The organism is Streptomyces sp. NBC_00448 (assembly GCF_036014115.1).
Lineage (GTDB): Bacteria > Actinomycetota > Actinomycetes > Streptomycetales > Streptomycetaceae > Actinacidiphila.
This window is the reverse complement of record NZ_CP107913.1, coordinates 4,555,891-4,577,908: the sequence shown is the minus strand read 5'-3', so window position 1 is coordinate 4,577,908 and position 22,018 is coordinate 4,555,891. Positions and strand designations below refer to the sequence as shown.

19 protein-coding genes and 1 pseudogene are annotated in these 22,018 nt (G+C 71.7%); 8 read left to right on the top strand and 12 right to left on the bottom strand.

Features of this window, described 5'->3' with window-relative positions:
* Positions 1-22: 22 nt before the first annotated feature.
* On the bottom strand, positions 23-1,129 hold the full coding sequence (locus tag OG370_RS19330; protein WP_328465952.1) for a DUF4232 domain-containing protein: 1,107 nt from the start codon (positions 1,127-1,129) through the stop codon (positions 23-25).
* 219 nt (positions 1,130-1,348) lie between these two features.
* A complete protein-coding gene (locus tag OG370_RS19325; RefSeq protein WP_328465950.1) occupies positions 1,349-1,900 on the bottom strand; it encodes a YciI family protein in 552 nt (183 codons plus the stop codon).
* Positions 1,901-2,150: 250 nt separating this feature from the next.
* Here OG370_RS19325 and OG370_RS19320 point away from each other — a divergent pair, with 250 nt between their 5' ends.
* The 5 genes from OG370_RS19320 to OG370_RS19300 all read left to right on the top strand — a co-directional run bounded on the left by OG370_RS19320 (position 2,151) and on the right by OG370_RS19300 (position 7,510).
* Positions 2,151-2,687: an EF-hand domain-containing protein gene (locus tag OG370_RS19320; RefSeq protein ID WP_328465948.1), complete on the top strand. Its 537-nt coding sequence runs from the start codon at positions 2,151-2,153 to the stop codon at positions 2,685-2,687.
* Positions 2,684-4,675 (top strand): acyl-CoA dehydrogenase family protein, encoded by a 1,992-nt coding sequence (locus OG370_RS19315; RefSeq protein WP_328465946.1) that lies wholly within the window; start codon positions 2,684-2,686, stop codon positions 4,673-4,675. Before OG370_RS19320 ends, OG370_RS19315 begins: the two co-directional genes overlap by 4 nt.
* Positions 4,676-5,016: 341 nt before the next feature.
* A complete protein-coding gene (locus OG370_RS19310) occupies positions 5,017-6,303 on the top strand; it encodes a cytochrome P450 (RefSeq protein WP_328465944.1) in 1,287 nt (428 codons plus the stop codon).
* 271 nt (positions 6,304-6,574) lie between these two features.
* Positions 6,575-7,321, top strand: coding sequence for a DUF4232 domain-containing protein (locus tag OG370_RS19305; protein WP_328465942.1), 747 nt, complete (start codon positions 6,575-6,577; stop codon positions 7,319-7,321).
* A 60-nt stretch (positions 7,322-7,381) separates the two neighbouring features.
* Positions 7,382-7,510 (top strand): hypothetical protein, encoded by a 129-nt coding sequence (locus tag OG370_RS19300; protein ID WP_328465940.1) that lies wholly within the window; start codon positions 7,382-7,384, stop codon positions 7,508-7,510.
* Between the two features lie 189 nt (positions 7,511-7,699).
* Here OG370_RS19300 and OG370_RS19295 read toward each other — a convergent pair whose 3' ends face one another.
* The 3 genes and pseudogenes from OG370_RS19295 to OG370_RS19285 form a co-directional block, all read right to left on the bottom strand.
* Entirely contained in the window at positions 7,700-8,500 is an 801-nt protein-coding gene (locus OG370_RS19295; RefSeq protein ID WP_328474234.1) for a YncE family protein, read from the bottom strand.
* A gap of 333 nt (positions 8,501-8,833) precedes the next feature.
* Positions 8,834-10,240 (bottom strand): annotated as a pseudogene (locus OG370_RS19290) (alkaline phosphatase family protein); the annotation flags it as partial.
* Between the two features lie 110 nt (positions 10,241-10,350).
* Entirely contained in the window at positions 10,351-10,833 is a 483-nt protein-coding gene (locus tag OG370_RS19285; RefSeq protein WP_402444433.1) for a hypothetical protein, read from the bottom strand.
* 189 nt (positions 10,834-11,022) lie between these two features.
* Between OG370_RS19285 and OG370_RS19280 the strand changes: the two genes are divergently transcribed.
* Complete coding sequence (locus tag OG370_RS19280) at positions 11,023-11,430, top strand: SRPBCC family protein (RefSeq protein ID WP_328465938.1); 408 nt, start codon at positions 11,023-11,025, stop codon at positions 11,428-11,430.
* 133 nt (positions 11,431-11,563) lie between these two features.
* Entirely contained in the window at positions 11,564-12,112 is a 549-nt protein-coding gene (locus tag OG370_RS19275) for an EF-hand domain-containing protein (protein WP_328465936.1), read from the top strand.
* Between the two features lie 10 nt (positions 12,113-12,122).
* Here OG370_RS19275 and OG370_RS19270 read toward each other — a convergent pair whose 3' ends face one another.
* The 7 genes from OG370_RS19270 to OG370_RS19240 all read right to left on the bottom strand — a co-directional run bounded on the left by OG370_RS19270 (position 12,123) and on the right by OG370_RS19240 (position 20,528).
* On the bottom strand, positions 12,123-12,737 hold the full coding sequence (locus tag OG370_RS19270) for a dihydrofolate reductase family protein (protein ID WP_328465934.1): 615 nt from the start codon (positions 12,735-12,737) through the stop codon (positions 12,123-12,125).
* A gap of 165 nt (positions 12,738-12,902) precedes the next feature.
* Complete coding sequence (locus OG370_RS19265; protein ID WP_328465932.1) at positions 12,903-14,096, bottom strand: glycoside hydrolase family 1 protein; 1,194 nt, start codon at positions 14,094-14,096, stop codon at positions 12,903-12,905.
* 20 nt (positions 14,097-14,116) lie between these two features.
* Positions 14,117-15,106, bottom strand: coding sequence for an alpha/beta fold hydrolase (locus OG370_RS19260; protein ID WP_328465930.1), 990 nt, complete (start codon positions 15,104-15,106; stop codon positions 14,117-14,119).
* Entirely contained in the window at positions 15,103-16,893 is a 1,791-nt protein-coding gene (locus OG370_RS19255; protein ID WP_328465928.1) for an ABC transporter ATP-binding protein, read from the bottom strand. Before OG370_RS19255 ends, OG370_RS19260 begins: the two co-directional genes overlap by 4 nt.
* Positions 16,890-17,858: an ABC transporter permease gene (locus OG370_RS19250; RefSeq protein ID WP_328465926.1), complete on the bottom strand. Its 969-nt coding sequence runs from the start codon at positions 17,856-17,858 to the stop codon at positions 16,890-16,892. Before OG370_RS19250 ends, OG370_RS19255 begins: the two co-directional genes overlap by 4 nt.
* A 5-nt stretch (positions 17,859-17,863) precedes the next feature.
* Entirely contained in the window at positions 17,864-18,844 is a 981-nt protein-coding gene (locus OG370_RS19245) for an ABC transporter permease (RefSeq protein WP_328465924.1), read from the bottom strand.
* Between the two features lie 31 nt (positions 18,845-18,875).
* Complete coding sequence (locus tag OG370_RS19240) at positions 18,876-20,528, bottom strand: ABC transporter substrate-binding protein (RefSeq protein WP_328465922.1); 1,653 nt, start codon at positions 20,526-20,528, stop codon at positions 18,876-18,878.
* A gap of 262 nt (positions 20,529-20,790) precedes the next feature.
* Here OG370_RS19240 and OG370_RS19235 point away from each other — a divergent pair, with 262 nt between their 5' ends.
* Complete coding sequence (locus OG370_RS19235) at positions 20,791-21,975, top strand: LacI family DNA-binding transcriptional regulator (RefSeq protein ID WP_328465920.1); 1,185 nt, start codon at positions 20,791-20,793, stop codon at positions 21,973-21,975.
* Positions 21,976-22,018: the final 43 nt, after the last annotated feature.

Below are 22,018 nucleotides of genomic sequence, written 5' to 3'. Positions count from 1 at the left end.
TCAGGATTGCGGGGGAGTTGGCTCATGTCCCGGTGGGGAGCGTGAGCGACACGAAGGGCAGGCCGCTCGGCAACCCCCGCGTGAACATGCGCCAGTTGACGTACAGGTTCGGGCCGGGGAAGGACGACGCCCGCGGGATGGTCGCCCGGACGGCGAACCGGACCGAGCCGTGGGCGGGAACGCTGTGCACGGCACGGTTGTTGAGCAGGTACGACTTGCCGCCGTTGTTCAGTCCCTCGCGCCCCTGCGTGCCCGTGCACAGGACCTGCAGGGTGAAGCCCGGGCGCCCGGCCAACGACACGGCTTCGCCGGTGGGGTTGTTGAGCGTGACGGTGAAGTCGACCGGTCGGCCGAGCCGTACGCTCTTCGGCACGTCCGTGGCGCGCGCGGTGAGCGTGCTCAGCGTGGAGATCACGGGGCGCGGGTCCGTGTTTCCGTCGCCGTCGGAGAGCGGTCCCGGCGAAAGGAATGAGGTGACCTGGGGGTGCAGGTCGTCATGGGCGCACCCCGGCACCGTCTGGTCCACCAGCCGTACCGCGACGTCGCCCGCGCCGGGCAGGTCGGCGTCGAGGGTGTAAGTGCCGTGCTGTGTGGGGCAGTAGGGGCCGTCCCAGTCGATGCGGAAGTTCGCCGTGCCGCCCGGCGGCAGGCCGACCGCCGGGCGGGATCGTGAGCCGCTGTGCGGGAGCGGGACCGTCGTACCACCCGCTGCCAGCCGCAGTTTCGGGATGCCTTGCAGCTTGCACGCGGTGTGCGAGGTGTTGGTCAGCACCGCGTAGCCGAACAACGAGGCATCCATGATCGGGTCGTTCACCTCGCCATTGGTGCTCTTGTGAATCCATCGGGTGAGGACGCCCGTCAGTTGGGAGGCGTGACAGGTCGGCCCGGTGACGGGCGCAGGCGCCGTGGTGGGCGCCCTGAAATCGGCGTCCGTCGCCGGTTCGTCCACCCACGGCACGGTGCCGTCGGGCTCCAACGTCGCTGCCGCGGACACCCGCGGGGCCGTCGTCGGCGGCGTCCCCGTGCTTCCGGTGCCGCCGTCCCCGCTCTGGTTCCCGCAGCCCGTGACGGCGACGGCCAGCGCGGCCATCCCCACCGCAAGCGTCCCCAACTGACTTGCCTTGCGCATGACTTTGCCCCCGGGTCGTCCGCGTGCCCCTGTCGGCCGGCGGGTCGCCGTCCTCAGGACGTCCTCAGGAGTCCTCGGGACGTCCTCGGGCCGTTCCTGGGGCGTCCTCGGACGCGACCGACGCCCGGAAGTGTAGGGCAGAGCGGCAGGGGCAGGGCGGCGACGGGGAGGCCGTCGGTCAGCGGCGGCCGGGGCGCGACGCCCGCAGGGCGGCTCGGTTCACGAGGGGCGGCCGCCGAACTGCCAGTCGTGGACCTCGATGTCGGCGTACCGGCCGGCGGTGAGGACGGTGCGTGCCGTCGCCGGGTCCGGCGCCCGCAGCAGCGCGGCTGTGCCCAGCCAACGGGCGGCGTCGTCGGACACCAGCGGCCCGTAGGCGATCAGTTCGTGCCGGTCGGTCGGCGCGGTGAGGTCGGCGGCCTCGCCGGCGCCGAGGCCGATCACCAGGTAGCGGTTGCCGCCGGTGCGGCCGCCGGGGAAGTCCCACATGGTGCGCCCGAGCGTGTTGCGCCATCGGCGCAGGAGCACGTCACGGTAGACGCCGGCCTGGTAGTTGGGCTCGTCGAAGGCGAACGCGCGGGCGGCGGCGACGTCGGGCAGGTCGACGATGTGCACGCTGCCGGTGGGGGTGTCCCCGTCGTCGGCGAGCGTCGGGCCTCGCGCGATCAGCTCCTTGGCGTACCGGTCCATGTAGGACCAGTGCGCTTCGGTCAACTCGTCGCGCAGCGTGAGGGAACCGGGCCGATCGCGGTGGTAGCAGAGGAACTCCATGCGCCCAGGGTCCCTTCCGCCGGCCGCCCTGGTCGAGCGGATTGTCGTTCCGCGGCGCCGAGCCCGTGCGGTTTCGTTGTTCCGCGGTGTCGCCACGTCCGGCCCCCGGTCGTCCCGTAGGCGCAGCAATTCGTCCCGCGGGATTTCTGGAGGCGCCGATTCACTCGATCGAGTGGGGTTGCTCCCGCCTATGCATGGGGAAAATTCACGGTGTGGCGGAATCTCCGAACTGAAGGGGTGGAGGAGCGTTATGGGGGCCCTGCTGGATCAGAAGTACGAAAGGCTTTTCTCGCTGTTGGACGTCAATGGCGACGGCGTGATCGCGGAGGACGACTTCGTGTTGATGGCCGACCGCGTGCGGGCCTCGTTCGGTGAGGAACGCACCGCGGTGAAGGGCCAGAGGTATGCCGACGAGCTGCTGAACTACTGGCATGCGCTGCGCGCGACGGCCGACACCGACGGGGACGGCCGGATCGACAAGTCCGAGTTCCGCCGGGCCGTGCGACACGTGAGCGAGAACTTCGACACGCTGATAGGCCCGCTCTACGAAGCCGGCTTCCACTTCGCCGACCGCGACGGCGACGGGCTGGTCAGCAGGGACGAGTTCGCGGCGGTCGTGGCGGCCATCGGCGTCCCGGAGGGCGACGCGGGCGCGACCTTCGAGCGTCTGGCCGGCGGCGCCGACGGCACGCTGACGCTGGCGCGGTTGATGACCGCGGCCACCCAGTACTACTGCGACGAGGACCCGGCCAACAGCGCGAGTCATCAGCTCTTCGGCCCCCTGTGAACCCCGCCCGCACGGCGGCCGCGTGGCTGCCCGAGGGGCGCACCGGCGGCGGCACCTCGGAGCGTACGGCCGACGGCGCCACCGACCCCGGAGGCGCGGTGCGCGCGGAGTTGCTGACCGAGGTGCTCTTCGACGGGCGTTTCGACGACCTGCACCGGCAATGGACGGAGGTTCTCTCCCGGCGCTTATTCCGATACCAGGACGGCTTGTCGATTCCTGAGCGCGCCGAACTCGCATATACGCGGCTACGGGCCGTCAACGACGAAGTCGATTCGGTCGAGGAACTCGTCACGGCGACGGACCGATTGGTCGCGCTGCACGAATGGCTGGGAATGGTCGACGGCACCCTGACCACCCTGGCGACCGTCCACTACAACCTCTTCCTGGGCAGCCTCCTGCGTCTCGACCGCGAGCACGCGATCGACCCGACGCCGTTCAACCGCCTCCGGGAGTACGGCACCGTTCTCATCACCGAACTCGGCTACGGCAACAACGCCGCCGAGTTGGAGACGACCGCGACCCACCGGCCGGAGACGGACGACTTCGTCCTGCACACCCCCACCGCGGGCGCGCAGAAGTTCATGCCCAACACCGGCTCCGCGGGCGGACGCAAGAGCGGTCTGGTGGCGGCCAGGTTGATCGTCCGCGGCCAGGACCGCGGCGTGTTCCTCTTCCTCGTGCCACTGCGGGACGAGCGGGGGCCGCTTCCCGGCATCCGGGTGCGCCCGCTCTCGGAGATACCGGGATCAGCCGTCGACCACGCCATCACGTCGTTCGACCGGGTGGTCGTGCCCCGGACGGCGCTGCTGGCCGGCGACCACGCCGAGTTGACCGCCGAGGGGACCTTCCGCAGCGCGGTCGGCAGCCGGCGGCGCCGGTTCCTGCGGTCCATCCAGCGCGTGACCACCGGCAAGCTCTGCCTGAGCGCGGCGGCACTGGGCGGCGCCCGGGCAGCGCTCACGGTCGCCGTGCGGTACGGGCATCGCCGGCACACGTTCGCGCCCGCCAGCAGGACCGGCGTTCCCGTCTTCGCCTACCGCTGCCATCAGACCAGGCTGCTCGGGGCGGTGGCGCGTGCGTACGCGGCGTCGTTCCTGCTGCGCGAGGCCGTTCGCGAGTGCGGACGCGGGGACGACCGCGAGGTGGCGGGGTCCGGGTCCGCCCGGCGCGGGACCGGGGCCGGGGCGGCCGGGCGTGGGGTCGGGGCCACGGTCGTCGATGTCGCCGAGGCCGCCGATGTGGATGTCCTCGTCGCGGCGGCGAAGGGCTGGATCACCTGGCAGTCCAGGGACATCGTGACCGAGTGCCGGGAACGCTGCGGTGCCCAGGGCCTGCTGTCGGCCAACCGTGTCGTCGACCTGTTCACGCCGATCGAGAGCACCATCACCGCCGAAGGGGACAACCTCGTCATCTGGACCAAGGCCGCCGCGGACATGCTCACCGGGCGCGGCTACCGTCCGCCGTCGCCAGACCGCGCCGCGTCCACCGGCCCACCGACCGACTCCCGCCACCTCCTCGACCTGCTCGTACGGCACGAGTCGCAGTGCCTCCAGCACGCCCGCAGCCGACTCGGCCTGCCCAGCGCCGACCCGTTGGACCGCTGGAACCACGCGGTGAACCCGGCGCTGGAACTCGTCGACGCGTATGCCACCCGACGCGCCGCCGAGGCGTACCTGGCCGCGGTAGGCCGGGTCGGCGACGCCACCACGCGCGGGGTGCTCGACCAGCTCTTCCGGCTGTTCGCGCTCCAGCGCCTCGCCCCGCACGCCGGCCCGCTCCTCGCGGACGGCCACCTCACCGCCGAAGCCGTCCACGAACTGCGCCCCGCGATCGACCGGATCAGCGCCGACCTGGCACCGCACGCGCTCGCGCTCGTGGAGGCGTTCGCGGTCCCGGACGGAATCCTCCAGGCGCCGATCGCGACGGAGGGCTACGCCGCCGCGTACGACGACCCGGCGGGGCCGTGGCAGTCGGTGGTCGCGGGCTGAGGCAAGCGGGAGCCCGGGCGAACGGGCGTGAGCCAGGCGTGAGCCGGGTGGATGCGGCGCCGGGCCTGCCCGCGCCTTCCGTTGCCGGGTGGCCCGCGCTCGCGGTCCGCGGTCCGCAGTGTGCTGGCTGCCGTCGGCGGTCCGCCGATCGCCGTCGGCGGTCCGCCGTGCGTTCGCCGCCGCGGGGATGTCCGTTGCCGGGGGACCGAACGACGTAGACCCGTGAGTCGATTGAGGAGCGTTCGCGCGCCATGAGCAACGCGTTCAGCCGTGAGCCGCGGTGGGACCCGCGGCGGTTTCCGCCTGCGCCGAGGGCGCCTCGCGCCGTGCAGACGGGCCGTATGCTCCTCGACCCCCTGGGTTACGGACTCGCCCTGCACCGGGAGTTGGGTCCGGTCTTCGCGGTCCGCACCTTCCCGTACCGGGCGGGCCTGGTGTGCGCGGCCGACGCCGAGGCGAACCGGGCGGTGCTGACCGACCACGAACGGTTCGTCGGCGGAGACGGCGCCGCCCTGCTGCGGCCCGCGGTCGGCGCGGGGTCACTGATCTGCACCCCGCCGCCCCGGCACCTGCGCCACCGCAAGCTCCTGCTGCCGCCCTTCCACGGCACCCGGATCACCCGGTGGGCCCAGCGGATGCGGGAGTTGGTGCACGCGGGACTGCCGGCGCTGCTGACCGGCGACGGCGTACCCGTCCGCCCGTGGGCGCAGCGACTGGCGCTCGACGTCATCCTGCGCGTGGTGTTCGGCCTGACCGACCCGGGCCGGGCCGCGGTCTTCCGGCGGGCGCTGACCGCGTTCGTGGGCATGGACAACCTCGCGGTGCTGTTCCTGCCGAAGCCGTGGCAACGGGACCTCGGCCCGCTGTCGCCGGGCGGTCGCTTCAACCGGCTGCGCGCGACCGTAAGGGACCTGACGCGGGCGGAGATCGCGGGGCGCCGCGCCCTGTCCGACCGCGCCGCCGACGGCGGTGACAACTCCGGCCGCGACGACGTGCTGTCCCTGCTGCTCGACGCCCGGGACGAGCAGGGCGCGGGCCTGGACGACGAGGAGTTGCTGGACGAGCTGACCGGGCTGGTGCTGGCCGGTTACGAGACCACCGCGACCACCATCGCCTGGACTCTGCACCTGCTCGCCCACCACCCCACCGCACGCGACGCCCTCATCGCGGATCTCGACGCGGGCTCCGACCGGCTCCTCAAGGCGACCGTCAAGGAGTCGAGCCGGCTGCGCCCCGCCGTCTTCTACGCCATCCGCACCGCCGCCCACGACACCGAACTCGCCGGCCGCCCAGTGCCGCGACACGCCTTCGTCGCGGCGCTCTTCCCACCGGTCCACCTCGACCCCCGGCTGTGGCCGAGCCCCCACACCTTCCAGCCCCGACGCCACCTCGACGCGGACCCGCCGCCGTACGCCCTGACGCCGTTCGGCGGCGGCCTGCGTCGCTGCGTCGGAGCGCCGCTGGCCCAGTTGGAGATCGAGACGGTCCTCACGGAGATCCTCGCCCGCGCCGTCCCCGCCCCCGCGGGCCCACCGGAATCCGCGCGGCTGCTCTCCGTCACGCTCGTCTCCGCCCACGGCGCCCGCGTCCGCTTCCACCGCCGCCGCCCACCGCCCGCCACCCGGTGAGGTCGCGTGGGGGGCGCCGGTCCGGGCGTCGGCCTCTTCGCCGTTGCCGCGGCGGTAGCCGTACCCCGGGAGGGGCCCCGGGGTCGTGCCGCCAACCCGCGGCGTCCCGTTCCGGCGTTCCAGGGGCGCCGTATTTCCGCTGGTCAGATGGGCTTTTGGCGTTCCAGCGTCCCCAACTGCCCGGCAGGCATGGCGGCTGGGACAAGTCACCCCACAAGCTCTGGTCATCCAAGCAACACAGCCACTCGAACGGCGAAAGAGGAACTCCCACATGTTCAGCATCCGCAACCCCCGTCTTGGCCTCGTAGGTGCCGCCGCGACCGTCGTGCTCGCTGCGCTCTCCCTGACCGCCTGCAGTGACGATGGATCGGGCAGCAGGAACGAGGGTGCTTCGACGGCTGACGTCTCGGCGACCTTGGCGCCCTCGGCGGGCGCCCCCATGGCCGCGGATTCCACGGCCGCGGGTTCCGCTGACGGCGGGTCCGCGCCGGCCACCACGGCGCCGTCCGGGGTCAAGCCGTCCGCGGGGTCGGGTGCTACCCGGCCGGCGGCGAAGGGTGTTCCCACCAAGGTCCCGGCCGCCTCGGGGGCGCCGGTCACCTGCCAGGGCTCCGACACGAAGGTGGTGGCGGCTCCGTTGAACCGTCCGGTGAACCACATGCTGCTCACGGTCACCAACACCGGCAGCAAGACGTGCTACCTCTACAACTACCCGGAGTTGAGGTTCACCGACGCGCAGGCGGTGCCGCCGGTCATCAAGGACTCCGTGCCGCAGGCCGTGGTCACCCTGGAGCCCGGCCAGTCCGGCTACGCCTCGGTCGCCCTGTCCGCGAGCGACGGCAGCGGCAAGAACGGCCGCACCGTGAAGAGCCTGGAGGTCTACTTCTCCGGCCGCTCCGGCGTCGGGAGCGTCGGCAGCGCCGCCCACCCCTCGCTGCCCGCCAAGGGCGTCTACATCGACGACTCCCTCGCCACCACCTACTGGCAGCAGACGATGGACCTCGCCCTGGCCTGGTGACCCCGGCGAACGGCCCCGAGCAGCAGCGTCCCGCACACCCGATCGGACAGGTGACACATCATGCGCAGCACCCGCAAGATCTCCCGTTTCGTGGCCGCTGTCGCCGGCGCGGTCTTCCACGTGGTCGTCCTGGGCGACGTGGGCGCCTCGGCGCTGGAGGCAGGGGTCTTCAGCCGCGGTACGAACTGATCCGTATCCCTCGGGGAGCCGGGCGGGCGGTGCGGGTGACGGGGAGCCGATCGTGCTCCGTCACCCGCACCGCCCGTCCGGCTCCAAGGTTCCGCCCGCGGGTCACCCGCACCGCCCGTCCGGCTCCACGGCTCTGTCTGTCCGGCTCCTCGGCTGCGTTCGCCCCACCGCCCCGGAACTCCGTGCGTGCTACGCGACGACCATCCCGGCCGGGTTGGTGGTCAGACCCAGGGCCGTACTGCCCACGAGCGTGAGCGACTTCGCGTCGATCGCGTCGACCGTCGAGGAGGCGTTCGTGGCGACCCAGACGATGGAGGCGGTCGCCGTGACGGTGGTCGGGACGTGGTTGACGCCGACGGTCGCGATCACCCGGTCGCGGGCCGCGTCGATCACGGAGACCGTGTCGTCCTTGGAGTTGGTGACGTACACCCGCGAGCCGTCGGGGCTGACCGCGACCTGCCACGGCACGCGGCCGACACGGACGCGCGTGCGGACCCGGTGGGTGCGCGCGTCGATCACCGAGAGGGTGCCGTGCCAGGTGTTGACGACGTACAGCCGGGTGCCGTCGGGGTGGACGGCGACACCGTTGGAGCCGGCCTGGTCCGTCAGCAGGGCCCGCTGCTCGCCGCTGCCGGTGTCCACCACGGACAGGCCGTCGTAGCAGGAGACATAGAGCGTCCTGCCGTCCGTGGCGGGCGCGAGGGAGTGCGGGGCGTTCCCGGTCTTCCAGGTGGCGGTGACCTGGTCGGAGGCGGTGTCGATCACCGAGAGCGTCCGCGAGCCGCCGAAACCGGTGTCGGGGCCGGTGTTGGCGACGTAGACGCTGCGGCCGTCCGGGGAGGTGGCCAGGCCGTGCGGGTACGGGCCGACGGTGATGCCGGCCGTGATCGTGCCCGTGGCGGTGTCGTAGACGGAGACCGCGTTCTCGCCCGAGCTGCTGAGGTACAGCTTGCCGCCGTCGGCCGACTTCGTCAGGCCGTAGGGGCTCACCCCGGCCCTGACGCTGGCCACGAGCTGGTGGGCGGCGACGTCGATCACCGCGAGGGTGAAGCTGACCACGCCGACGGTGTAGACGTAGGTGCCGGTGGTGGGGCCGACGCCGGGGACGGCCTCCTGGATGCCGGGGAAGTCGGTGCCCGCGGTGCCGTGCGGGAAGTCGGAGCGGTGCGTCGTGGCGTTCTCGACGATGCGGCTGATGGCGTACGGGCGGCCGCCGGAGTGCCCGGCCGAACCGGCCTTGGGCGCGGCCGGGTTCGTCGTGGACGGGCTCCCCGTGGCCGGGTTCGGCGCGACCGTGTTCGCCGTGGACTTCCCGCCCGCCGGCTCCCGGTGCGGCGGGGTCTGGTCGGCGCCGGGGAACGTGGCCGGCGGCAGCGTCGCGACTTCCTGCTCGGCGGCCCAGAACTGGTCCTTGGTCCCGGGCAGCCGGGGGAACGGCCGGGGAGGGGAGGCGGGGAGCCCGAGCGCGGAGGTCAGATCGCCGAAGGTCCTGCGGCGCCAGTCGCTGATGTTGGTCTCGCGCACGCCGGTGATCCGCTCCAGGAAGCGCAGCACCGAGGTGTGGTCGAAGGGCTCGCCGGCGACGTAACCGCCCTGGGTCCAGGGCGAGACGATCAGGCAGGGCACCCGGACGCCGGCGCCGATCGGCACGCCGCCGACGAACTCGCCCGGCGTGCCGGCCGGCGGTGACGGCGGGATCATGTGGTCGAACAGGCCGTCGTTCTCGTCGTAGTTGACGATGAAGACGGTCTTGCGCCACACGTCGGGGTTGGCCGCGACAGCGTCCAGCTGGAGGGCCAGGAAGTCGGCGCCGGCCGCCGGGGTGTAGTCGGGGTGTTCGCTCTGCTCCGAGGTCGGGATGATCCACGAGACGGTCGGCAGGCGGTCGTCGGCCGCGTCCCGCGCGAACTGGTCGGCCGGGCCGATGGTCATGGCGTGCTCGTACAGCGGGTCGCCGGGCTTGGCGTCCTGGTAGGTCCGGAACCACTCCAGCGGATTGGTGCCGTAGTCGTCCTCCTGCTGGTAGACGTGCCAGGAGACCCCTGCCGCGGTGAGGCGCTCCGGATAGGTGGTCCAGCGGAACGGGGCGGGGATCACGTTGCTGATCACCGGGCCGCCGGCCAGGCCGTCGGGGTCGATGGTGCCGCTCCAGTGGTACAGGCGGTTGGGCCAGGTCGGACCGAGCAGCGAGCAGAAGTACGCGTCGCAGAGGGTGAACGACTCGGCGAGCGCGAAGTGGAACGGGATGTCCTCGCGCTGGTAGTAGCCCATCGTGTACGGGCCGTTCGCCGGGCCGTCGGCCGCCCGGTGGGCGGGCAGCCACTGGTCCATCCGGCCGCCGTTGACCGCCGCGTGCTGGACCGTCCAGGCGTGGCTGGTCGAGGGGATCGCCTGCGAGCTGGTCGACTTGGTGTCGAGGTGGAAGGGCAGGAGGTAGCCGTCGGGGTTGACCGCGTCGGGCTGGTAGAAGACCGACCGCCCGGTGGACAGCGTCGCCGCGTTCGGGTCGTCGAAGCCGCGGACCCCGGGCATGGTGCCGAAGTAGTGGTCGAACGACCGGTTCTCCAGCATGAGGATCACGACGTGCTCGATGTCGTCGAGCGACCCCGGGTTCTTGGGCGACTGCGCCATGGCGCGCTGCAGGTTCGGCGGGAGCAGCGTCATCGCCGCCGCCGCGCCGCCGGCACCGAACGCGGACTTCAGGAGTCGTCTACGCGAGAAATCAGCCATGCCACACCTTCACTGCCGAAGATCGTGAACGGCCGTACGACACACCACGTGGTCGTCCGTCGTACGGCGCGTTGGAGACCGAGCCGTTCTCCGTGCGGGTCCGGCGGGCGTCAGTAGACGGTGACGTCCCAGTGGTTGCCCTCGTCGCAGTAGAGGTTGCCCGACGCGGCCTGCCACTGCGGATAGCCGTCGCCGCGGTAGCCGATGTAGGTGAAGCTGTTGTGCACGTAGTTGTCGATGCACGAGTTGTGCGCCAGGTCGACCTTGTAGCCGTTGTAGTGGCTGTAGGTGCCCGAGGCGTGGCCGACCTCGGTGCCGCCGGTGATGTTGATCGCGCAGCCGCTGGCCCCCTTCAGGGTGACCATGGCGTCGACCGTGCCGGAGTTGATCTGGTCGAAGGACGTGCACGTCGAGTTGGACCGGGTGGTGCAGTTGCCGCTGGAGCTCCAGGTGATGCCCGCGGCGGAGAGCTTGGCGGCCGCTGCCGACTGGGACATCTTGGTGCCGCTGGCCTGGGCGAACGGGGCCGCGACCAGAAGGACGCCCGCTGCGGCGACGGTGGCGACGGCGAGTCGGCGAGGACGGATGGGCACGGGGGCCTCCTGTGGTGGGGGAGGGGCGGGAGGTGCGTACGGGGCAGGCTCTCAGGCTAGCCCGAATCGTGAGCATGACAAGTACGGCGGAATGACGTCCTGGCGAACGACGCCCTGCCGGGCCGACGCGGCGCCCCGTGGCCGATTCGTTCAAGACCACGGGGGCGGCGGCTGCCTACCCTCGGGGGCATGGAACCGACGAACCCGGCCTCACGGCATGTCAGCACGCACATCGACCGCCCCGCCGGGGAGGTGTACGCCTACGCGTCGAACCCGGCCCACCTGCCCGAGTGGGCCCATGGGCTGGGCGATTCCGTCGACCGGGTCGACGGGCAGTGGATCGCGGCGTCGTCGCCCATGGGGCGGGTCGCGGTCGACTTCACGCGGGAGAACGAGTTCGGCGTGCTCGATCACGACGTGACGCTGCCCTCCGGCGAGACCGTCCACAACCCCATGCGGGTGATCATCGACGGTGCCGGGTGCGAGGTGCTGTTCACGATCCGCCGGCGGCCCGGGATGGGCGAGGAGGAGTTCCGGCGCGACGCGGAGGCGGTCGTCGCCGACCTCGCCAGGCTCAAGCGGGTGGTGGAGGGGTGAATGTTCGTTCATATGTACTTATAGATGTGCTTATAGAGGTGTGGGCGCATTGCGACTTACCGTTGCGGGGTGGCTGTCGGCGCTGACGGCGGGCACGGACGGGTCGTGTTCCGGCGTCGAGGGGAGACCGCTCATGGCCAGCGCGTTCCAGGAGCGCAAGTTGCGGGGGATGTTCGCGGCGTTCGACACGGACGGCGACGGGTTCCTGCGCGAGGAGGACTTCAGGGCGCTGGTGGCGCGCTGGAGCCGGCTGCCGGAGGCGGGGCCCGGCACGGAACTGCGGGCCCGGGTGGAGACGCTGCTGATGGGCTGGTGGGCGGCGCTGCTGGAAGCCGGGGACGCCAACGGGGACGGATCGGTCGACCTGGGCGAACTGCTCCAGCTCGTCGACAGGTTGCCCTCCATGGTCGCGGAGGTGACGGCGACCGCCGACACGGTCTTCGACGCCGTGGACGCGAACGGCGACGGCCGTATCTCCCCGGCGGAGCACCGCTCGCTGGTCGAGACCTGGAACGGACGGCCGATGGACATGACGGGCGTCTTCGAACGGCTCGACCTGAACGGCGACGGCCACCTCGGCCGCGAGGAGTTCGAGCTGCTGTGGCGCCAGTTCTGGATCAGCGACGACCCGGCGGAACCCGGCAACTGGCTCTGCGGCTTGTTCCAGGGCTCGCAGTACTGATCGCCCGGGTTCAGGCGGCGGTGAGGTCTCCGACGGTCGGCTCGCCGGCCCACGTGTAGGAGAGCTGGAGCGACCCGTTCGGGAAGACCCGCGACGTGGTCAGCCGGAGCGCCGAAGGCACCGCGCCGCCCTCGAACACGCGCTTGCCGCTGCCGAGCACCACCGGGTACACCCAGAGGTTCAGCCGGTCCACCAGCCGCTGCGCGAGCAGCGACCGGACCAGGTCGAGGCTGCCGATCACGTGGACGCGGCCGTAGCGCTCCTTGAGTTCGGCCACACCCTCGGCGAGGTCGCCGCGAAGGACGCTCGCGCCCTCCCAGCCCAGCGGGTCCTGGAGCGTGCGGGTGGCGACGAACTTCGGGACGCTGTTGAGCAGGCGCGTGAAGTCCATCTCCGCCGGGGCCGTGGGCCAGTACCCCGCGAAGATGTCGTACGTACGCCGGCCGAGCAGCAGCGCGTCCATGCCCTTGGCCTGCTCGAACACGAGCCCGCCGGATTCGGGGCTGATCAGCGGCGCCTGCCAGCCGCCGAACGCGAAACCGCCCTCGCGGTCCTCCTCGGGCCCGCCCGGTGCCTGCGCGACCCCGTCGAGGGTCATGAACTCGGTGACGACGAGCTCGCTCATGGTGTGCTCCTCCCGGTGGAATCTCTCTCCCCCTGGAGACGACACGGCGGGCCCGGACTCATCGGTGGCTCAGCCGTCCGAGAGCCGGGACGACGGAATCGCGCACGGCCGGACCGACGTGCGGCCGCACCGGCCTACGGCCGCACCCCCGCACGACCGCTACCGCTACTGCGGGTCGAGACCGTTGGACCGGGCGACGCCGCCGAGCCAGGCCAGCGACGGCTTCGGGGTGCGCACGAAGGTCTCCCGGTCCACCGAGATCAGGCCGAAGGTCGGCCGGTAGCCGGACGCCCACTCGTAGTTGTCCAGCAGGCTCCAGTGCAGGTAGCCCTCCACCCGCACGCCGTCCTCGATGGCCGCGTGCAGGCCGGCCAGCGCGCCGCGGGTGTAGTCGATCCGCCGGGCGTCGTCGGCGGTGGCGATGCCGTTCTCGGTCACGAAGACCGGCGTGCCCCCGGTCTTCTCCCAGGCGCTGCGCACCCCCAGCTCCAGCGCCTGCGGGTAGTACTCCCACCCGGTCAGCGTGGTCTCGACGCCTTCGGGCACCTGGCGCGGTCCGTCCGGGCCGATGATCGTACGGGTGTACGCCTGCACGCCGACCCAGTCGTCGCCGCGCGCGGCCTCCAGGTACCAGTCGTCGCGCTGGTACCCGTAGGCGTGCGCGACCTCCTCGCAGCCCGGCTCGGCCTGGAACGCCTGGGTGGCGACGGTCCATCCGGAGCGCACCCCGCCCACGCCGGACAGCACCTCGCGCGAGCGGCGGTGGCACTCCAGCAGGGTGTCCGCGACCTGGAGGTCCGGCGCCGGCAGGCCGTACGCCACCAGGTTCGCCGGGTCGTCGCCGCCCGCGATCATCGCGGCGATGTTGGGCTCGTTGACGGTGCAGACCCACTTGACGTCGTCGCCCAGCACCGGCAGCGCCAGCTCCGTGAACCGCGCGAAGCGGTCCGCCGCCTTGGGGCTGCGCCACATGCCCTCCTGCGCGAACCAGCGCGGGACGGTGAAGTGCATCAGCGTCACCATCGGGGTGAGGCCCAGCTCCAGCGCGGTGTCCACCATGCGGCGGTAGTGGTCGATCGAGGCGCGCGAGACCACGCCCTCCTCGGGCTCGATCCGGCTCCACTCGATGGAGAACCGGTACGTGTCCAGGCCCGCGTCACGCAGCAGCGTCATGTCCTCGCGGAAGCGGTGGTAGCTGTCGCAGGCGTCACCGGAGGGTTCGGCGATACGGGTGCCGGGCGCGTGTTCGCGCGGCCACCAGTCGTTGTTGATGTTGTTTCCCTCGATCTGGTGGGCGGCGGTTGCGGCGCCCCACAGGAAACGGTCGGGGAAGTGCAGCACGGAGAGAACCTCGTTCATGTGAGAAAAGTGACGACCGGTCAGCTGGTGCGCGACCAGAAGTCGGAGAGCAGGTCCGCGGTGGCGACCGGGTTCTCCTGGTTGGGAAGGTGGCCGGCGCCGGCGATGACCTCGTAGCGGGCGCCGAGGCGTTCGGCCATCGTGCGCTGCCACTCCTGCGGCCAGGCGTCGTCGTGCGCGCCGTGGGCGACCAGGACGGGCAGCGCGGTGACGGCCAACTCGGGTGTGGAGTCGGCCGGGTCGGCGAGGATGTCGATGGCTCCCAGCAGGCTGTCCACGCTGGTGCGCATCGAGCGCTCGCGGAGGAACCTTTCGCCCGCGCCGAGCCGGTCGGGGTCGCGCCGTGCGGTCCTGGCCGCTTCGGGCCGGTCGAGGGTCCACAGGTCGATCCGCTTCGCGGCCCCGCGCAGCTTCGCCTCTTCGGGTGCCTTGCGGCCCGGCCAGCCGTGCGGACCCGAGCAGAGCATGGTCAGGTCCTCGAACGCCTCCCGGCCGCCGCTGACCGCGGCCGCCCGGGCCACGGTGCCGCCGAAGCTGTGGCCCACCAGATGGGCCCGTTGCCGGCCCGTCAACTGGGCGACGAGCGAGGCGACATGGAGCACGTCACCGGAGAAGGCGTCCAGCGTGTAGCGCTCCTCGCCGGCCGGCGCCGCCGAGTCGCCCTGCCCGCGCTGGCTGAACGCCCAGGCGTCGAAGCCGCGTTCGGCGAGCAGCGGCAGCAGCGGGACGAAGTCCTCCTTGGAGCCGGTGAAGCCCGGGACCAGCAGCGCGGTGCCGCGCACGGGCGCGCCGGGACGGCCCTGGGGGAGCGCCCGGAAGGCGGTCAACGGCCCTACCGGAACGTCCAGTTCGAGGATCTCGATGGAGGCCGGCACCGGAAGCACGCTGAACCGCCGCCCCGGCCGGACGCGTTGCGCCGCCTCGGTCCGGGCCCGCGCCCGCGCGTCCGCGCCGGCGCCGCCGGTCCCGGCCACGCCCGTGCCCCCGCTCACGCCGCCGCGCCCGCTCATGCCGCGCCCTCGTCGGGTCCGGCGGCCGCGAACCGGCGCGCGGGCTGCGGGATGGAGTCCAGCAGCCGGGTCGTGTAGTCGTGCTCGGGGAAGCGCAGCACCTGGACGGTCGGCCCCGACTCCACCACCCGGCCCTGGTGGAGCACCATGATCTTGTCGGTCACCATCCGCGCGGACAGCAGGTCATGGGTGATGTAGAGCAGGGAGACGCCGAAGTCGCTGCGCAGGTCGCGCAGCAGGGCCAGCACGCCGGCCCGCAGCGAGACGTCGAGCATGGAGACCGGCTCGTCGGCGATCAGCACCTGCGGGTCGCTCGCCAACGCGCGGGCGATGACGACACGTTGGCGCTGTCCACCGGACAACTCGTGCGGCAGCCGCGCCGCGAACTGCTCGACCGGGGTCAACCCGACGATCTCCAGGAGTTCGAGCACCCGCTTCCTGGCTTCCGCCCCCTTGCGCCCGGTGAAGTTCACCACCGGCCGGGTGAGCGTGTACTCGACCGTGTGCAGCGGGTTGAGCGCGGCGTACGGGTCCTGGAAGACCATCTGGACGTCGGCGTGCAGCTTGTGCAGTTGCCGGCGGCGCAGCCGGTCCACCCGCAGCTCGCCGAAGGAGACGGTGCCGCTGCTGGGCTGCTCCACCCCGGTGATCAGCTTGGCCAGGGTGGACTTCCCCGATCCGCTCTGGCCGACCAGGGCCATCGACTCGCCCGGCTCCAGCCGGAAGGAGACCCCTTCCACGGCGGTGACCGGGGCGTCCCCGCGCCGCCGCCCGGGGTAGACGCGGCTGACGTCCGCCACGACGACGGCGTCCTGTGCGGCCGCCCGGGTCCCGGTACGACCGCCCGCGTGCCCGCCCGCCTGGCCGGAGGAGCGACCGGCCGCGTGGCCACGGCTCCCGGCGGCGGCCGGCGAGGCGTCGTCCGTAGCCGTAGCCGTAGCCGTAGTCGGCTCCGTCGTCTTCATCGGCTCCACCGCCGGCAACCCCGGCAGCTCCACGACTTCCGCGCGCGGGTCGGCGTAGTGGCCGAGCAGCGTCTGCGTGTACGGGTGCCGGGGTCGCTGGAAGATCTCCCGGGAGGGGGCGTCCTCCACGATGACCCCGTCCTTCATCACCATCACCCGGGCCGTGGACTCCAGCACCACACCCAGGTCGTGGCTGATCAGGACCGCGGTGAAGCCCTCGCTCTCCTGCAGTTCCCGGATGGTGCGCATCACCGCGTGCTGGACCATCACGTCCAGCGCCGTGGTGGGCTCGTCGAAGACCATCATCCGCGGTTCGAGGGAGAGCGCGAGCGCGATCGAGACGCGCTGCCGCATGCCGCCGGACAGCTCTCCCGGGTAGCGGTCGAGGACGGACCCGGTCAGCTCGACCTTCTCCAGCAACTCCACCGCCCGGCCGCGCCGCCGGGGCCGCGGCACATGGCCGTGGGCGGCGAAGACGTCGCCGAAGTGGTGACCGATGGTGCGTACCGGGTTGAGCGCGTTCATCCCGGACTGCAGGACCATGGCGAAGCCGCCGCGCCGCTGCACCCGCACCTGCTCGGTGTCGAGCCCGGCGATGTCCGTGCCGTCGAAGAGGATGCGGCCCTCGGAGATCCGCGCCGGCGGCTTGGCCAGCCGGGTCAGCGCGAAGCCCAGCGTGGACTTCCCCGATCCGGACTCGCCGACCAGGCCGACGAACTCGCCCTCCTCCAGGCAGAAGGAGGCGTCCTTGACCGCGGTGGTCGGCTCGGCGCCGCGCGGCTCGTAGACGATGCTGAGGTTCCTGACGTCGAGCAGGCTCATCGTCCGTTCCCTTCCCGCAGCCGCGGGTTGCTCAGCCCGTCGACACCGAAGTTGACCAGGGTCATCGCGGTGGCCAGCAGCGCGACGCACAGCCCTGGGGCGAAGAGCAGAATCCACTGGCCGGTGAGGAGGGCGTTGGAGTTCTGCGCCCAGTAGAGCATCGAGCCCCAGCTGACCGTGAAGGGGTCGCCGAGCCCGAGGAAGGACAGCCCGGACTCCGCCAGCACCGCCGCGGTGGCCGCGCCGAAGAAGGAGCCGGCGATCATCGAGGTCATGTTGGGCAGGATCTCCCGGAACACCACCCGGGTCGCGCTCTCGCCGCTGAACAGCGCCGCGGTGACGAAGTCCCGGCTGCGCAGCGACTGGGTCTGCGCCCGCAGCACCCGCGCTCCCCAGGCCCAGCCGGTGATCACGACCACCAGCACGATCATCTTCAGCCCGCCGTTCTGCAGGTAGGCGGCGATGATGATCATCAACGGCAGGCCGGGGACCACCAGGAAGAGGTTGACGACGAAGTTGACCACGTCGCCGAGCCAGCCTCGCAGATAGCCCCAGGACAGCCCGACCGCCACCGCGACCAGCGTGGTCAGGCCGCCGGCGACGAAGCCGACCACGATCGACACCCGTGCCCCGTAGAGCAGTTGGGACAGCACGTCCTCGCCGGCGCCGGTGGTGCCCAGCAGGTGCGCGGAGCTGCCGCCGGTGTCGGGCGGGAAGTTGTTCGCGTGCGGGGAGTACGGCGCGATGAGCGGCGCGAAGATCGCCACCAGGACGAAGACCGCGAGGATCACCAGGCCCACCCGGGCCTTGCCGTTGCTCCACACCGTGCCGAACGAGCGGCCGAAGACCTGGAGCGCGCGCACCACTGCCGAGCTCGACGGCGCCGCGGGCGCCATGGCGGCCGGTGAGGCCGAAGCGGTCGGCGTGGACGGCGGGTTCGGCGGGGTCGCAGTAGGGGAAGTCATCTCGGTCACCGCCTGGTCCGGGGGTCGAGGACGCCGTAGAGGACATCCACGATGAAGTTCGCGACCAGCACGCACACCGTGATCATCAGGAAGAGCGCCTGCATCAGCGGGTAGTCGTGGTTGGTCACCGCGCTGTACAGCAGATGGCCGACACCGGGGTAGTTGAAGACCTGCTCGACCAGCAGCGAACCGCCGACCACGCCGCCCAGCGCCATGCCGAAGCCGGTGAGGTTGGGCAGCAGCGCGTTGCGGGCCGCGTAGCGCAGGGCGACGGTGCGCCCGCGCAGGCCGTTGGCCTCGGCGAAGGTCACGTAGTCCTCGCCGATGGTGCCGATCATCGTGTTGCGCATGCCGAGTATCCAGCCGCCGAGCGAGGTCAGCAGGATCGTCAGCGCCGGCAGCACCGCGTGGTAGAGCGAGTCGCCGAGGAAGTCCAGCGAGAAGTTCGGCACCGCGTCCGCGGAGTACGCCCCAGAGGTCGGGAACCAGCCGAAGACGTAGCCGACGAAGAAGACCAGCAGCAGCGCGGTCCAGAAGTAGGGGAACGCCGCGAGGAACGCGCCGGACAGGGTGGGCAGCGAGTCCAGCCAGGTGCCCCGCTTCCACGCCGCGGCCACGCCGATCAGCGAGCCGACGACGAAGGCCAGCACGGTCACCAGGCCGACCATCACCAGGGTCCAGGGCAGTGCCTGGCCCACCATGCCGGAGACCGACTGCGGGAAGAAGGTGTAGGACACCCCGAACCGCAGATGGACCACGGTGTTCAGGTACTCCACGTACTGGTGCCACCAACTGCCGCTGGGCACGCCCAGTTGGGCCTCGATCGCGGCCCGGGTGGACGGTGACACCGGGCCGTTCTGCGAGAGCTTCGCGACGGCCGCGTCGGCCGGCGAGCCCGGCATCAGCCGGGGAAGCGCGTAGTTGAGCGTGACCGCCGCCCACATGGTGAGCAGCAGCAGCCCGAACTTGCGCAGGATGTAGCGCATGAGGGGTTCTCCTCGTCCCTTCCGCGGTCGCCTACTGCGCCAACCGCAGATGCGTCATCACCAGAAGCGGGGTGGAACCCCAGGTCATCAAGGACGCATACGGATTCTGCGGGCTGGGCCAGCCCGTGAACTTCTTGTCGCTGGAAAGGCCCCACAGGCCGCCGTAGAAGAGCGAGATCTCCGGCAACTGCCGGTACACCACGCTCTGCAGCTGGTCGGCGAGGCGCTTCTGCTCGGCCGGGTCGGTGGTGGTCTTGAACCGTTCCAGCAGCGCGTCGGTCGCCGGGTCGCCGTAGCGTTCGTAGTTCGACGCGGTGGAGGTGCCCACCGGCTTCTTGAAGGCCGAGTTCAGCAGGTTGTTGTAGTCCTGGTAGAGCGACCCGGAGCCGCCGACGGTGCCCAGTGCCAGGTCGAAGTCGCCGTTCTGCAGGGACTGCTGGTAGGCCGCGGGCTGCGGCTTGTCGAGCTTGACGGTGATCCCGACCGCGCGGAGCTGCTGGATGATCTCCTGCGCGCCCTGCATCCAGTCCGCCCAGCCGTCCGGCACCGTGAGGTTGACGCTCAGCGGCTTGCCCGCGCTGTTCACGAGTTTGCCGCCGCGCCGGGTGTAGCCGGCCTTGGCGAAGGCGGCGAGCGCGGCCGAGGTGTTCTGCGCCACCATCCCCTGGTTCGGGATGGCGGTGTTGAGCGACGCCTTCTCGTTGGGCAGCAGCAGGCCGGTCTGGCTGGCCGCCTTCACATAGCCCTGCTCCGCCTTGTCGGCGATCTGCTGGCGGTCCAGCGCCAGCGACAGGCCGGTGCGGAAGTCGAGGTTGTCGAACGGCGCCTTGGTGAGGTTGGGCAGCAGCCCGACGATGCCGCCCGGCGGGAACCAGTAGCTGTGGTGCTGCTTGTCCGCCTTCACCCAGGTGTTGTCCACGTTCGGGAAGAAGGAGTACGCCCAGTCGTAGCCCTGGGTGGCGATGGCCAGGTCCGGGCTGGAGCCCGGCACGACGACCTTCTGGACGGAGACCTTGTCGGCCTGCCAGTAGCTGTCGTTCTTCTCCAGGGTGTACTGGTTGGGCGTGAAGCGGGCCAGCGTGTACGGGCCGGTGACCACGGGGTTCGGATCGGTGTACGTCACCGGGTTCTTGACCCCGCGCCAGATGTGCTCCGGCACGATGAGGGTCGCCTCGATGACCTTCGCCGCGGGGACGTCGGCGTTCTTCAGGTGGAACACCACGTGGTCGCCGCTGACCGACAGCGAGGCGATGTGCTGCCAGACGCCGCCGGTGTCCAGCGCGGGGTGGCTGCGCAGCAGCTCGAAGGTGTAGGCCACGTCGGCCGCCGTGAACGCCTTGCCGTCCGACCAGCGCACGCCCTGCCGGATGTGGAAGTCGACGGTCCTGGCGTTCGGCTGGGTGTAGCCGGTGGCCAGGAAGGGCGTCTCCTTGCCGTCGAGGTTGTTGACGACCTCCAGCGGCTCGTACATCCACGTCGTCAGGTTGCGCTTGTTCGGCGAGAACGGGTTGAAGTTCCGGAAGAGGGCCGGCGTGCCGCTGTCGGCACCCCCGACCAGCAGGGTGGTCGGGCCGACATTCGAGGTGCCGGACTTCACGGAGACCGAGCATCCGGTGGCGACGAGTGTGGCGGCGATCCCGAAAGCGGCGGCGGCCCTCAGCCGTCTCCCGCTGGCACGCGTCATGGTCGGGCGATCCTCTCCCTTGAGGCCCTCCGAGTAGGGAGGGCGCAGGCTCCTGTCCTGCGCTTTCCGCACTGTATGCGCATACATTTCGTTTCCGCAAGGTTCCGGGACTGTGAACTGCGGACCACCTCCGGGCCCGCGCCGAGCGCACCGCGACGGTGCCGGCGGCCGACGCGCGGCCGGGGAGGGTACGGTGTGGTTCCTGCGTGTATGCGCATACGGGGAACGGGCGTGCACACGCTGACCGGAAGAGGAGCATCAGGTGGCCACTGCGCGGAAGCCGGCGTCGGGCACGACCGGTACGCCGACGGTCTACGACGTCGCCGAGCGCGCGAGTGTGTCGATCGCCACAGTGTCCCGGGTCTACCGTTCGCCCGACGCGGTGCGCGCGCCCACCCGCGAGAAGGTGCTCGCCGCCGCCCGCGACCTCGGCTACGTCCCCAGCGGCAGCGCCCGCGGGCTGGCCAGCCGGAACACCGGCATCCTCGGCCTGTGCTTCCCCGACTACACCGACCCCGAGAGCGACGCCCCGGGCGACGGCGACGAGAACGCCGCCACCCTCTACGCCGACCACATCATCCGCGGCATGGAGCGCGCCGCCCGCAGCCGCGGCTACGCCCTGCTGATCGCGGCCTCGCTGCGGGACGGGCCGACGAGCCTGGTCGCCACGCTGGCCGGACACGTCGACGGCTTCGCGGTCATGTCCCGGACCGTGGACGCGAGGGAACTGGAGACGGTCTCCCGCCGGATGCCGGTGGTCATGCTGGCCGGGCCGCCCGAGTTGGACCACCTCGACAACGTCCAGGTCGACAACCGCGGCGGGCAGAAGGAACTGACGCGCCATCTGATCGAGGAACACGGCCTGACCGAGCTGGCGTTCGTCGGCGGACCCTCGGACTCCCCCGACGCCGAGGCGCGCTTCCTCGGGTACCAGGACGCCTGCCGCGAGGCCGGCCTGCCGGTGCCGCCCGAGCCGGTCCGGCGCGGCGACCTCACGCGCGTCGCCGGGCGGGACGCCGTGCGGGCGCTCGTCGAAGGGGCCGGATCGGGGTCGGGCTCCGGTTCGGGGTCCGGTTCGGGGTCCGGCGCCACGTCCGGTTCGCGGTCCGGTTCGCGCGGGGCGGCGGGGCTGCCCGACGCGCTGATACTGGCCAACGACCAGATGGCGGTGGGGGCGTTGGAGGAGTTCTCCGCGCACGGCATCCGCGTTCCCGAGGACATCGCGGTGACCGGGTTCGACGGCATCCCGCTCAGCGCGATGGCCCACCCGCCGCTGACCACGGTGCGCCAGCCCAGCCGGCGGATCGGCGAGGAGGCGGTCGCGCTGCTCGTGGACCGCATCGGCGCACCGCAGCGCGAGCCGCACGCCCTGATGCTGCCGGTCTCGCTGCTGCTGCGGGCGAGCTGCGGCTGCGGGGAGTCCGTGCCGGCGCAGCGGCGCGGGTAGCGGATACGGGCAGGCGGCCCCGGGAGCGGCGCCCGGGTCGTAC